Origin of the sequence: Enterobacter cloacae complex sp. SHL018 (genome assembly GCF_049237905.1) — a bacterium.
Lineage (GTDB): Bacteria > Pseudomonadota > Gammaproteobacteria > Enterobacterales > Enterobacteriaceae > Enterobacter > Enterobacter hormaechei_C.
This window is the reverse complement of record NZ_JBMKJE010000005.1, coordinates 102224-115493: the sequence shown is the minus strand read 5'-3', so window position 1 is coordinate 115493 and position 13270 is coordinate 102224. Positions and strand designations below refer to the sequence as shown.

The window sequence follows — 13270 nt, the reverse complement described above, 5'->3', positions numbered from 1 at the left end:
CTCTTCGCGCCAGGATTTTATCCTTCTCAGGCTTAAAAATCTGAACAAGGACATTAAATTCATAGAAAAAATTCTATTTTATTCTGCACGCCGTTTCCCCTCGCAGATAAAGCCCTGTCGATAACCCTGCCACGATCACAATTTTTCTTACAGAAACAGCAGTAAATCACTGAAAAGGCGGTGGATTAACCCCATTAATCAACCTTCTGATGCTTATTATCCGCTCATTTACAGAATAAAAATCTGGCATGAATATTATTAGAAGGTTAAAACAATTGCATATACCATTAAAACCATTTTTCAATTTTATCTTCCGCTAATAATTGGCTTCAGCTTTACTCGACGGTTTGTATTGGCTTACATTGATGCCATCGCATCGCGTTATTTAAAAAAGTGCTCGCTATTCTTTTAATAAGAGAGTGCGAACCGCCATTTTCTCTTATATGGACTGTTTACTCAGCGAAAGGAGAATGCCAATGCAAAATAAAAAAACAATTCACGTTGCCGTTGTTGACAGCTGCGAATTCACGATGATTGGCCTGCAATCGCTTGGAAAGCGTGAGCCTGATGAAAAACACGACGTTATTTTCCATGGATTTACCCATATCGAAGAACTTGCTATGAGTGAACAACTCTTTGATATCATCATTTATGATCCGTTGAATACGCGTCATTTCCGGGTGACGACGAATGACGACATTCTCTGTATTAAACAGAAACAAGTGACAGCGAAGATCTATATCTATTCGTTATCCGCCGGCTATTTGAAATTCAAACATGTTGATGGAGTCATCAGCAAAAGAGTCTCCCTGGGGGATATCAAAGCGCTGTGGCAAATACTGATGAGCCAGACGCCGCAAGAGTCTGGCCGTTACAACGTAGGCATGACGACCCGCTTACGCACCCCGGCGAGGTTGTCCAGCGAGGAGGCCAGCGTCTTGCGCGGCTATTCCTGTAATCTGAAAACCAAGCAAATCGCCCGTCAGCTGGGGTGTAACGTCAGGCTGGTTTACTTTTATAAGAACAACGCCATGAACAAGCTTAAGGCCGTGCGTGGCCCCTCGTTTTACCAGAGCATTCGCTGGATCCTGAATTAAGAATTTGACCGTGTGTCGTTTGCCTTTTGTTCCCGTGTCCGCGGGAACCTTTTTTCATTTCCTGAAGGCTGTTCCATGTATACCGTTCTTCCCTCTCCCTTGTTGCAACGTATCTCAGGGCTGCGATTCCAGCCGCTTGTCGATCTTCATTCGGGCCAGGTGTTCGCGCATGAAGTTCTCGTGGAGATCCATAACGTCAATCTTGAGGTGCTGTTTGCCTCGCTGCCCTCGCGCAGCGCGCTGCAAATCTTCTTCTGGCAGGCCAACACCCTGTTACAGATACCCGCCCGGGACGCTTACTGGCTAAACCTTCCGGCAGAACACCTTCTCAACGAACGCGCTATCCGGTTGTTGCTGGCGTTACGCCATCAGCAGCGGTTAACGATTGAAATTCAGGATCCCCTCACCATCACACGGCTGGGCGAGGATGAGCAACGTCGTCTTCATGCCACGCTTGTTCGGTTAAAAGAGGCGGGATGGCAAATCTGGCTGGACGATTTAACCCGGGAGTTGGCGGAGGCGTTCGCGCGACTTGCGCTGCCGCTGGATGGGGTGAAAATTGACCGCTCAGCGCTGCGCGAGCGCGCGCCGCTTGCCCCGTTTGTACAGGAGGTCAGGGCAGGTATCGCGCAATCAATTCTTATAGAAGGCATCGAAAACTCGCGGGATCTGGCGCGCGCGCGCGCGTCCGGCGCACAGTCTGGTCAGGGTTTTCTGTGGCCCGAAAGCCGAACCGATGCCCGCGTAACGCTTTGATGGCCAGCGGAGCGCTGGCCTTTTTACCGGGGCTTACCAGCCCGGCACCGCGCCACCGTTAAAAATGGTCTCCGCCGCTTTCGCCACTTCCGGCGACTGATAGGACTGGATAAATTCCTTCACGTTTTCGGCGTCTTTGTTCTCTTCACGCGTGACCACAATATTCACGTAGGGTGAGTTTTTGTCTTCGATAAAGACGCTGTCGTGTACCGGAGAAAGCCCCGTTTGCTGGAGATAGGTGGTACTGATGATGGCCACATCCACTTTCGGATCGTCCAGCACGCGCGGCAGCTGCGCCCCTTCCAGCTCCATAATCTGTAAGTTTTTCGGGTTCGCGGTAATATCCAGCGCCGTTGGCAGCAGGCCAACATCCGGTTTAAGGGTAATCAGCTTCTCTTTTTGCAGCAGCAACAGCGCGCGGCCAAGGTTGGTGGGATCGTTTGGAATCGCAATGGTTGCGCCGTCCTTCAGCTCAGAGACCGATTTAATCTTTCGGGAGTAACCCGCCATCGGGAAGACGAAGGTATTGGCCACGGCGACCAGCTTGTAATTGTGCGCCTTGTTATCTTCTGCGAGGAACGGGCGATGCTGGAAGACGTTGGCGTCCAGTTCGCCCTGGTTGGTGGCATCGTTGGGTAGCAGCGAGCCGCTAAAGCCCACCAGCTCAACATCCAGACCGTATTTCTCCTTTGCCACCTTTTTGGCGACTTCCGCCACGTCCTGCTCAGCGCCATTGATCACGCCGACTTTAATGTGTCTGGCATCATTGCCGCCCTGATCACAGCCCGCGAGCAGCAGGCCAGTCAGGAGAAGCGCACCCAATCGAAGTTTCACGAGACAGTTCCTTTTGATAGACGTTTTGAAGACTATATCGACAACGAGACGGCAGGCTAAAAAACGAAAAGGAATCAGTAAGACGGTTAAGTTATATGCGGCCTGTTGCCGGGTGGCGCTGCGCTTACCCGGCCTACGTGACGGGGGAAGTGTAGGCCCGGTAAGCGTAGCGCCACCGGGCGATGGGCATCAGGCTACGGTAGTCCAGGCGCAAGCAGAACCGCTTCCCTCACGCCTGCCGACGCAGCGGCGCTTCGCGCAAAAACCACGACAGCACAAACGCCAGCACCATAATCCCCGCCGCCAGCATGAATACCGCATGGATCGCCGAGCCGAACGCATCCAGATAGTCCAGACGCAGGGCATCAGGCAGATGGTGTATGGCAACGGGATTAAGTTCGCGCGGCAGTTCCGCCCCTTCCGGCAGCCTGTCGATCAGGCCTGATTGCAGAATATGGGTGAACACCGCGCCAAACAGCGCAACGCCAATCGCCCCGCCAATGGAACGGAACAGCGTCACCCCAGACGTCGCGACGCCGTATTGATCGGCTGACACGCTGTTCTGCACCGCCAGCACCAGCACCTGCATCACCAGTCCCAGCCCCATGCCCAGCACGCCGGTAAACAGGTACAGCTGCCAGGTTGGGGAGGTGATTGAAATGCGCGTCAGTAACACCATCCCCACCACACCGAGCAGCGTGCCGAGGATCGGGAACAGACGATATTTCCCGGTACGGCTGATGATGCGCCCGCTGATGATGGAGGTGAGCAACAGCCCCCCCATCAGGGGGATCAGCTGCAAACCGGCCTGCGTCGGCGTGGCGTCTTTTACCACCTGTAAATAGAGCGGCAGGAAAGTGACGGAGCCAAACAGCGACATGCCGATAATAAAACCGATCAGGCTACAGAGCAGGAAGCTGCGGTCGCGGAAGAGCGACAGCGGGATAATCGGCTCCCACGCCAGCCGCTCTTCGTAGATAAACCCGGCGATCCCCGTCAGGCCGAAGGCCAGAATACACCACAGCTGCGGGTCGCTCCATTGGCGGATCGTCCCGCCCTCGGTGGTAAACAGAATGATGCACAGCAACGCCATGCTGAGGTAAATCGCCCCCAGGTAGTCAATCTCATGCTTGCTGCGCCGCGCGCTGCCGTGGAAAACCGCGCCAATCACCAGCAGGGCAAACAGCCCCAGCGGCAGGTTGATGTAGAAAATCCAGCGCCAGGATGCGTGCTGAACGATAAACCCGCCGATCAGCGGCCCTATCACCGTCGCCAGGCCAAACACGCCGCCAAACAACCCCTGATAGCGACCCCGATCGGCAGGCGGGATCACGTCCGCCACGGCAGCCATGCTGATCACCATCAGACCGCCGCCCCCCAGACCTTGCAGGGCGCGCATCAGCACCAGCTGGGTCATGTTCTGCGCCAGACCGCACAGCGCGGACCCTACAAGAAACAGCACAATCGCGATTTGCAGAACGATTTTTCGGCCAAACAGATCGCCGAATTTGCCGTACAGCGGCACCACGATGGTCGAACTGAGGATATAGGCCGTTACCACCCACGAGAGCTTATCCAGCCCGCCCAGCTCACCGACGATGGTCGGCAGCGCGGTGGAGACAATGGTCTGATCCAGCGCCGAGAGCAGCATCACCAGCAGGAGTGCGCTGAACAGCAGCTTAATCGACGGCGCCTTTTTCGCAGGTTGAGTCATTACGTCGGACTCCATAAGACATCACTTGAAATTAATTAATCGTATAATTAATATTTGTGGAAGTGATGAATAAGATCAAGAGATACGGTGACCATGCCAGCACAAAAGGACAATTCTGAACCCCGCCGCCCCGGTCGGCCACGCGGCGGCAAGCGCGTTACCGCCAGCCGTGAACAGCTGCTGGACATCGCCCTGAACCTCTTTTCCCGCCAGGGGATCGCCAATACGTCGTTGAACGCCATCGCCCGCGAAGCAGGCGTGACGCCCGCCATGCTGCACTACTACTTCAACTCCAGAGAACAGTTACTGGATGCGATGATTGAGGAGCGCTTCCTGCCGTTACGCGAGCGGATCGGGGCGATTTTCGCCGACAACCGGGATTCGCCGGTGGATGCCCTGACGGAAATGGTCAGGGTGCTGGCCGAACTGGCGGAAAAGTATCGCTGGTTTGCCCCGCTGTGGATGCAGGAGGTGATTGGCGAGATGCCGGTACTGCGCACCCATTTGCAGGCACGCTTTGGCGATGAGAAATATCACACCACGCTGGCAACCATCAAAAGCTGGCAGCAGGAAGGAAAGCTGAATCCGGCGCTGGCCCCCGAACTGCTGTTCACTACGCTGCTGAGCCTGGTGCTGGTGCCGTTCTCCCGCATGCGCAATGACGAGAGGCTTAGCGCCCTCTCGCCGGAGATAGTGGTGCGCCACGTGTTAGCCGTGATAGGCACCGGGATCGGCGGTTAAAGATTTTTGGACAGATAGTGTCTCTGCATTCCCTGATAAGGGTAATCCTGCAAGGACATCTGCACCTGATAACCCTGCTTTTCATAGAACGGGCGCGCCTGGAAGCTGACCGTATCCACCAGCGCGTGACGACAGCCTTTGCGACGGGCCTCCTCTTCAGCCGTTTTGATAAGCTGGCTTCCCACGCCCGTTCCCCGCACGCTGTCGCTGACCCACAGATAGTCGATGTTCAGCCAGTCGCCTTTCCGTACGCCGATTAACCCGCCCAGCATGACGCCATTGTCGTCTCGCATATATACGCCAATATCGCCGCCAAATGTCGACAGATCTAAAAACTGCGCGTTATAGGCTCTTAGCCCCGTTAATAATTCTTCTTTTTCTTCGGCTGTGACATTATCTGTAATGCTCAGATGCATAATTCTCTCCTTATTTTCAGCGCAATCTGAATATCTCACAGCTTAACCTTCATAAAAACTCCTTATTTTCTCCATTGTTTATACCTGGAAATATTCATTCAATATGTAAATAAAAAAAGCCTTTCCAATAGTCTCCGAAAACGTATAATGAGAACGATCATTCTCACTTTTTACGGTAGCCGACAATGAGTACAAAGCTGGAAGAACGACAAAAACTGCGGCAGGACGAAATCATTACCGCCGCGCGCCGCTGCTTTCGCGCCAGTGGATTTCACGCTGCCAGCATGTCGCAGATCGCCAGCGAAGCCAGGCTCAGCGTCGGACAAATCTATCGCTATTTCAGTAACAAAGACGCGATTATTGAAGAGATGATCCGGCGCATTATCGACTCACGTATTGAAGAGATGCAGGGCAAAACCCTGGTTGAAGGGATGCCGCAGGCGCTTGCCTGGCGCCAGACGCTTAACGAAGACGATGACGCGCTGATGCTCGAAATGTCCGCAGAGGCCACGCGCAATCCGCTGGTGGCAAACATGCTGATCGAAGCCGAAGCCCGCATGTTCGCCAACGCCTGCGCGCATCTGAAAAAGCAGTTTCCTCACCTGAGCGATGAGCATATTCGCTGCTGCGTGGAGATTACCGCCGTGATGATCGAAGGCACGATTTACCGTCGACTCACGCCTTTAAAAGTACCATCAGAACAATTAGAGCCTATATACCAGAATATTTTAAATATGATTTTCTCTGCGAAGTAATCGCATGTGAATAATTAGCGGAAATAAGTAATTTCCCTTTTTTCATTTCTGGCTCAGCCAGAGATGCGGGATCGCTGTGCTTTTAATTAGCCCTCCTCCCTGTTAAGCGATTAACAGGGCAGGCTTCGTTCACCCTGGAAAAAGATTATGAAAACCATAACAACCTCCATCGCGGCATTACTCCTCCTGACAGGGTGCGATAATGCGCAAACATCTGCTCCTCAACGTCCTCTTCCGGAAGTGGGGATTGTCACCCTCATGAGCCAGCCGGTGTCCGTCGTCAGCGAGCTGACCGGCCGCACCGCCGCCGCAATGAGCGCCGAAGTGCGCCCCCAGGTAGGTGGCATTATCCAGAAGCGCCTGTTCACCGAAGGCGATACGGTCAAGGCCGGGCAAGCGCTGTATCAGATCGATCCTTCCAGCTACCGCGCCGCGTATGATGAAGCCGCCGCCGCACTGAAACAGGCGCAGGCGCTGGTGCAGGCCGACTGCCAGAAAGCCCGGCGTTATGCGCAGCTGGTGAAGGACGACGGCGTATCACGTCAGGATGCGGAAGACGCGAAGTCCACCTGCGCGCAGGACAAGGCCAGCGTCGAGTCAAAGAAAGCCGCGCTGGAAAGCGCCCGCATTAACCTCAACTGGACCACCGTCACCGCGCCGATTGCCGGACGTATCGGCATCTCCTCTGTGACCCCCGGCGCGCTGGTGACCGCCCAGCAGGATACCGCGCTGGCCACCATTCGCGGGCTGGACAGTATGTACGTCGATTTAACCCGTTCCAGCGCCGATCTGCTGCGTTTACGCAAGCAAACCCTCGCCAGCAACAGCGATACGCTGAACGTGTCGTTGATTCTCGAAGACGGCAGCAGCTACAGCGAAAAAGGCCGCCTGGCGCTGACCGAAGTGGCGGTGGATGAGTCTACCGGCTCAGTCACCCTGCGCGCCGTCTTCCCGAACCCGCAGCATCAGCTTCTGCCGGGCATGTTCGTCCGCGCCAGAGTGGATGAAGGCATCATGAATGACGCGATCCTCGCCCCGCAGCAGGGCATCACCCGCGACGCCAAAGGCACCGCCACCGCGCTGGTGGTGAACGCCAGCAACAAGGTCGAACAGCGTCAGCTGGAGACGGGCGACACCTACGGCGACAAATGGCTGGTGCTGAGCGGCCTGAAGGCGGGCGATAAGCTGATTGTGGAAGGCACCGATAAAGTCACCGCCGGGCAGGAAGTGAAAGCTGAAGAGATGAAAACCAACGGAGGAAACGCCTGATGTTTTCCCGTTTCTTCGTGCGTCGCCCGGTCTTTGCCTGGGTTATCGCCATTCTCATCATGCTCGCCGGAATGCTGGCGATCCGCACGCTGCCCGTTGCGCAGTACCCGGACGTGGCTCCGCCGTCGATCAAAATCTCCGCCACCTATACCGGTGCCTCCGCACAGACGCTGGAAAACAGCGTGACGCAGGTGATCGAGCAGCAGCTCACCGGGCTGGATAACCTGCTCTACTTCACCTCCACCAGCAGCTCGGACGGGTCGGTGAGTATTAACGTCACGTTTGAACAGGGAACCGATCCGGACACCGCTCAGGTACAGGTGCAGAACAAAGTCCAGCAGGCGGAATCGCGCCTGCCGACCGAGGTGCAGCAGTCCGGGATCACCGTCGAAAAATCCCAGAGCAACTTCCTGCTGATCATGGGCGTATATGACAAAACCGACACCGCCAGCAGCTCGGATATCGCCGACTGGCTGGTGAGTAATATGCAGGATCCGCTGGCGCGCGTGGATGGCGTCGGTAGCCTACAGGTGTTCGGTGCAGAATACGCGATGCGCATCTGGCTCGACCCGGCGAAGCTGGCGTCGTACTCGCTGATGCCCTCCGACGTGCAGAGCGCGATTGAAGCGCAGAACGTGCAGGTTTCCGCCGGTAAAATCGGCGCACTGCCCTCGTCGAACGCCCAACAGCTGACCGCCACCGTCCGCGCTCAGTCGCGTCTGCAAACGGTCGATGAGTTCAAAAAGATCATCGTCAAGAGCCAGTCCAACGGTGCGGTGGTGCGCATCAGCGACGTCGCGCGCGTGGAGATGGGCAGCGAAGATTACACCGCCACCGCGAAGCTGAACGGCCACCCGGCGGCGGGTATGGCGGTGATGCTCTCACCGGGCGCCAACGCGCTTAACACCGCCACGGCGGTAAAAGATAAGATCGCCGAGTTCAAAAAGTCGATGCCGGAAGGCTACGATGTGGCCTACCCGAAAGACAGCACCGAGTTCATCAAGATCTCCGTTGAGGACGTGATTCAGACGCTGTTCGAAGCCATTATCCTCGTGGTGGTGGTGATGTACCTGTTCCTGCAAAACATCCGCGCGACGCTGATCCCGGCGCTGGCGGTGCCGGTGGTGCTGCTGGGCACCTTCGGCGTGCTGGCGCTGTTCGGTTACTCCATCAACACCCTGACGCTGTTTGCGATGGTGCTGGCGATAGGGCTTCTGGTGGATGACGCCATCGTGGTGGTGGAAAACGTCGAGCGTATTATGCGCGACGAAGGGCTGCCCGCCCGGGAAGCGACCGAAAAATCGATGGGCGAAATTTCCGGCGCGCTGATCGCCATTGCGCTGGTGCTCTCTGCGGTATTCCTGCCGATGGCCTTCTTCGGCGGCTCTACCGGGGTGATTTACCGTCAGTTCTCGGTCACCATTATTTCGGCGATGTTCCTCTCCGTGGTGGTGGCGCTGACCCTGACGCCCGCGCTGTGCGGCTCGATCCTGAATCACACCGCTCCGCACAAAAAAGGTTTCTTCGGCGCGTTTAACCGCTTCTACAGTAAGACCGAGCACGGCTATCAGAACAAGGTGCTGCGCGCCCTGCGCCGTTCCGGTGGCATGCTGGTGATCTACGCCCTGCTCTGCGGCGCGATGGGGTTCGCCATGCTAAAACTGCCGGGCAGCTTCCTGCCAACCGAAGACCAGGGTGAAATCATGGTGCAGTACACCCTGCCTGCCGGCGCAACCGCGGTGCGTACCGCCGAGGTAAGCCGCCAGGTACGCGAGTGGTTCCTCACCAAAGAGAAAGCCAATACCGACGTGATCTTTACCGTTGAAGGCTTCAGCTTCAGTGGCAGCGGCCAGAACGCCGGGATGGCGTTCGTCTCCCTGAAAAACTGGTCAGAGCGCAAAGGCGAGGAAAACACCGCCCAGGCCATTGCCCTGCGCGCCACGCAGGAGCTGAGCACCATTCGGGATGCCACAATTTTCGCCATGACGCCCCCGGCGGTGGATGGTTTAGGCCAGAGCAACGGCTTTACCTTTGAGCTGATGGCCAGCGGCGGCACCGACCGCGACGCGCTGCTGAAACTGCGTAACCAGCTGATTGGCGAAGCCAACCAGGACAACTCGCTGCACGCCGTGCGCGCCAACGATCTGCCGCAGATGCCGCAGCTTCAGGTGGATATCGATAACAACAAAGCCGTGTCGCTGGGGCTCTCCCTGAGCGATGTTACCGACACCCTCTCCAGCGCCTGGGGCGGCACCTACGTGAACGACTTCATTGACCGTGGCCGTGTGAAAAAGGTCTACATCCAGGGCGACAGTGACTATCGCGCGGTGCCGTCGGATCTTAACAAATGGTATGTGCGCGGCAGCGACAGCACCATGACCCCGTTCTCCGCCTTCGCCACCACCCGCTGGGAGTATGGCCCGGAAAGCCTGGTGCGCTACAACGGCTCGGCGGCGTATGAGATTCAGGGCGAAAACGCCAGCGGCGCCAGCTCCGGTACGGCGATGAGCAAAATGGAGCAGCTGGCGAATAACCTGCCGTCCGGCAGCACCTGGGCATGGAGCGGTTTGTCGTTGCAGGAAAAACTGGCGAGCGGTCAGGCAATGAGCCTCTATGCCCTCTCGATCCTGGTGGTGTTCCTGTGCCTGGCGGCGCTGTATGAGAGCTGGTCGGTGCCCATTTCGGTGATCCTCGTGATCCCGCTTGGGGTGCTTGGCGCAGCGGTTGCCGCCTCCCTGCGCGGCCTGAACAACGACGTCTATTTCCAGGTGGCGCTGCTGACCACCATCGGTCTGTCGTCGAAGAACGCCATTCTGATTGTCGAGTTTGCCGAAGCCAAAGTGGCCGAAGGCTACTCCCTGACGCGCGCCGCCCTGCGGGCCGCCCAGACGCGTCTGCGTCCGATCATCATGACCTCGCTGGCGTTTATCGCAGGCGTGACGCCGCTGGCGATTGCCACCGGCGCCGGGGCCAACAGCCGCGTGGCGATCGGTACCGGTATTATCGGCGGGACGCTGGCCGCGACGCTGCTGGCCATCTTCTTTGTTCCTTTATTCTTTGTACTGGTGAAACGTCTGTTCTCCGGTAAGCACGCAAACCGGAGGTCATAATGTTTCGTGTAACCGTATTAACGTTAGCGCTGCTGAGCGCGGGCTGTGTGTCATTAGATCCCACGTATCAGCGCCCGGACGCCCCCGTCCCGGCGACGTTGCCGGGCGCCCATGGCGAAGCCAACGCCGTGGTGAGCCAGTGGCAGCAGGTGATGAATGATGCGCGGTTGAAAAGCGTGGTGACGATGGCGCTCAACAGCAACCGCGACGTGCAAAAAGCGATTGCGGATATCGACGCCGCCCGTGCCCAGTATGGCGAAACGCGCTCGTCCCTGTTCCCGACGGTGGACGCGGAATTGAGCCACACCCGCAGCCGCACGCTGGCGAGCGGCGTCGCGACAAGTGACGAAGCCAACGGCGCGGTCTCCAGCTTCGAACTGGATCTGTTTGGCCGCAACCAGAGCCTGTCGCGTGCCGCGCGTGAAACCTGGCTTGCCAGCGAATTCACCGCGCAGAACACGCGCCTGACGATGGTCAGCGAGCTGACCACGGCGTGGGTGACGCTGGCGGCGGATAACAGCAATCTGGCGCTGGCGAAGTCCACCCTGGAGAGCGCCGCAAACTCGCTCAAGATTGTGAAGCGCCGGCAGGAAGTGGGCGTGGCAGCGGCAACGGACGTCAGTGAAGCGATGGCGGTTTACCAGCAGGCGCGCGCCAGCGTGGCGAGCTACCAGACGCTGGTGATGCAGGACAAAAACGCTCTCAACCTGCTGGCGGGCGATACGGTGCCCGATAACCTGCTACCCGGCACGCTGGAGAGCCTGAGCGACAACGCCATCACGCTGATCCCGGCGGGCGTCAGCTCCAGCGCGCTGCTGCGTCGTCCGGACATTCAGGAGGCGGAACATAACCTGCTGAGCGCCAACGCCAACATCGGCGCGGCGCGCGCCAACTTCTTCCCGACCATCTCGCTCACCGCCAGCGCGGGCGTCGGCAGCGATTCGCTGTCGTCCCTGTTCAGCCACGGGATGAAGGTCTGGTCGTTTGCACCTTCCATCACCCTGCCGCTGTTCAGCGGCGGCAACAATATGGCGCAGCTGCGCTATGCGGAAGCCGAGAAAAAAGGGTTAATTGCGACCTATGAGAAAACCATCCAGAGCGCGTTCAAGGACGTGGCCGACGCGCTGGCCCGGCGCGAAACGTTGAGTGAACAGCTTGATGCCCAGCGTGAATACGTGGCGGCGGAGCAAAAAACGCTGGATGTGGCGACGCGCAGTTACAAGGCTGGCGCGGGCGATTATCTGACGGTGCTCACCGCGCAGCGGTCGCTGTGGTCGGCGCAGGAATCACTGATTGCCTTGCAGCAAACCGACCTGGAAAACCGCATCACGCTGTGGCAGTCGCTGGGCGGCGGGATTCAGTAACATCACTGCCGGGCGGCGCAACGCTGCCCGGCCATCAGAGTAAATACCTATGGCAAAACTCTCTTTTTCTTTCGCGGCCATCCTTGGCCTGCTGACGGCGATCGGGCCGCTGTGTTCCGATTTTTATCTTCCGGCGCTGCCGGAGATCGCCACCCAGCTCAACACCTCCACAACGCTGACGCAGCTTTCTCTTACCTCGGCGCTGATTGGCCTGGGGCTGGGACAACTCTTTTTCGGCCCGCTAAGCGATCGCATCGGACGTAAAACGCCGCTGCTGTTCTCACTTTTGCTGTTTGTACTGGCTTCAGTGCTTTGTGCCAGCACGCAGAATATTTACGCCCTAATCGGCTGGCGATTTGTGCAGGGCGTTGCCGGGGCGGGCGGCTCCGTACTTGCCCGCTCCATCGCCCGTGATAACTATCATGGCACGATGCTAACGCAGTTTTTTGCCCTACTGATGACGGTCAACGGCATCGCGCCCGTGGTGTCCCCGGTACTCGGTGGCTATATCGCGTCGCATTTCGACTGGCGGATGCTGTTCTGGGTAATGGCAGGGGCGGGTCTGGCGCTGCTGATCGCCAGCCAGCTTTTTATCCGCGAGTCCCTCACAGAGAAACAGGGCGGGGGATCGCTGACGCAAACCGCCAGGACGGTACTTAAAAATCGTCGCTTTATGCGCTACTGCCTGATCCAGGCCTTCATGCTGGCGGGGCTGTTCGCCTATATCGGGGCATCCTCCTTTGTGATGCAAAACGAGTATGGCCTGAGCGCCATGCAGTTCAGCCTGCTGTTCGGTGTAAACGGTATCGGCCTGATCGTCTCAGCGCTGATTTTCTCCCGTCTGGCACGCCGACACCCGGCGGAAGGGTTAATGCAAATAGGTCTGGTGTTGGCCGTAACCTGCGCGGGGCTGACGTTGCTCTTTGCGTGGATGCAGCTTTCCGTTCCGGCACTGATTGCACTCTTTTTCACCGTCGCATTTAACAGCGGGATCAGCACCATTGCGGGTTCAGAAGCGATGAGCGCAGTCGACGCGAAGGAGTCCGGCACAGCGTCAGCCATTCTGGGCATGCTGATGTTTTTATTCGGCGGGATCGCAGCGCCTCTCGCCGGTATCGGCGGAGAAACGATGCTGAAAATGAGTCTCGCGGTGTTAGTAAGCTATGGCATTGCACTGGCGATCGGATCTCGCACGCAGAATGCGTAAATTCATA

The 13270-nt window shown here is 57.5% G+C and carries 11 protein-coding genes; 8 read left to right on the top strand and 3 right to left on the bottom strand.

Annotated features, from left to right (window positions below; translation table 11 throughout):
* Window positions 1–476: 476 nt before the first annotated feature.
* Both ACOTY5_RS18140 and ACOTY5_RS18135 read left to right on the top strand, forming a co-directional pair.
* Window positions 477–1097: a LuxR C-terminal-related transcriptional regulator gene (locus ACOTY5_RS18140; RefSeq protein ID WP_015570093.1), complete on the top strand. Its 621-nt coding sequence runs from the start codon at window positions 477–479 to the stop codon at window positions 1095–1097.
* Window positions 1098–1172: 75 nt separating this feature from the next.
* Entirely contained in the window at window positions 1173–1853 is a 681-nt protein-coding gene (locus ACOTY5_RS18135) for an EAL domain-containing protein (protein ID WP_032646710.1), read from the top strand.
* Window positions 1854–1886: 33 nt separating this feature from the next.
* On the opposite strand, the gene nlpA is transcribed toward ACOTY5_RS18135, so the two are convergent.
* Both nlpA and ACOTY5_RS18125 read right to left on the bottom strand, forming a co-directional pair.
* Window positions 1887–2687 (bottom strand): lipoprotein NlpA, encoded by an 801-nt coding sequence (gene nlpA / locus ACOTY5_RS18130; protein WP_020480549.1) that lies wholly within the window; start codon window positions 2685–2687, stop codon window positions 1887–1889.
* A gap of 229 nt (window positions 2688–2916) precedes the next feature.
* Window positions 2917–4416 carry an MDR family MFS transporter gene (locus ACOTY5_RS18125; protein WP_015570095.1) on the bottom strand — a complete coding sequence of 500 codons (1500 nt, stop codon included), beginning with the start codon at window positions 4414–4416 and terminating at the stop codon, window positions 2917–2919.
* Window positions 4417–4494: 78 nt separating this feature from the next.
* Here ACOTY5_RS18125 and ACOTY5_RS18120 point away from each other — a divergent pair, with 78 nt between their 5' ends.
* On the top strand, window positions 4495–5142 hold the full coding sequence (locus tag ACOTY5_RS18120) for a TetR/AcrR family transcriptional regulator (RefSeq protein ID WP_006812486.1): 648 nt from the start codon (window positions 4495–4497) through the stop codon (window positions 5140–5142).
* Here ACOTY5_RS18120 and ACOTY5_RS18115 read toward each other — a convergent pair.
* Entirely contained in the window at window positions 5139–5558 is a 420-nt protein-coding gene (locus ACOTY5_RS18115) for a GNAT family N-acetyltransferase (RefSeq protein WP_017383664.1), read from the bottom strand. The two genes, ACOTY5_RS18120 and ACOTY5_RS18115, sit on opposite strands and share 4 nt — an antisense overlap.
* A 185-nt stretch (window positions 5559–5743) precedes the next feature.
* Between ACOTY5_RS18115 and ACOTY5_RS18110 the strand changes: the two genes are divergently transcribed.
* The 5 genes from ACOTY5_RS18110 to ACOTY5_RS18090 all read left to right on the top strand — a co-directional run bounded on the left by ACOTY5_RS18110 (window position 5744) and on the right by ACOTY5_RS18090 (window position 13263).
* On the top strand, window positions 5744–6313 hold the full coding sequence (locus tag ACOTY5_RS18110; RefSeq protein WP_032620543.1) for a TetR/AcrR family transcriptional regulator: 570 nt from the start codon (window positions 5744–5746) through the stop codon (window positions 6311–6313).
* Window positions 6314–6460: 147 nt separating this feature from the next.
* A complete protein-coding gene (locus ACOTY5_RS18105; protein ID WP_017383665.1) occupies window positions 6461–7582 on the top strand; it encodes an efflux RND transporter periplasmic adaptor subunit in 1122 nt (373 codons plus the stop codon).
* Window positions 7582–10692, top strand: a complete 3111-nt coding sequence (locus ACOTY5_RS18100; RefSeq protein WP_045141766.1) for an efflux RND transporter permease subunit — start codon at window positions 7582–7584, stop codon at window positions 10690–10692. The genes ACOTY5_RS18105 and ACOTY5_RS18100 overlap by 1 nt, the downstream gene beginning before the upstream one ends.
* Complete coding sequence (locus ACOTY5_RS18095) at window positions 10692–12056, top strand: efflux transporter outer membrane subunit (RefSeq protein ID WP_045141767.1); 1365 nt, start codon at window positions 10692–10694, stop codon at window positions 12054–12056. Before ACOTY5_RS18100 ends, ACOTY5_RS18095 begins: the two co-directional genes overlap by 1 nt.
* Before the next feature lie 49 nt (window positions 12057–12105).
* Window positions 12106–13263 carry a multidrug effflux MFS transporter gene (locus ACOTY5_RS18090; protein ID WP_032646699.1) on the top strand — a complete coding sequence of 386 codons (1158 nt, stop codon included), beginning with the start codon at window positions 12106–12108 and terminating at the stop codon, window positions 13261–13263.
* Window positions 13264–13270: the final 7 nt, after the last annotated feature.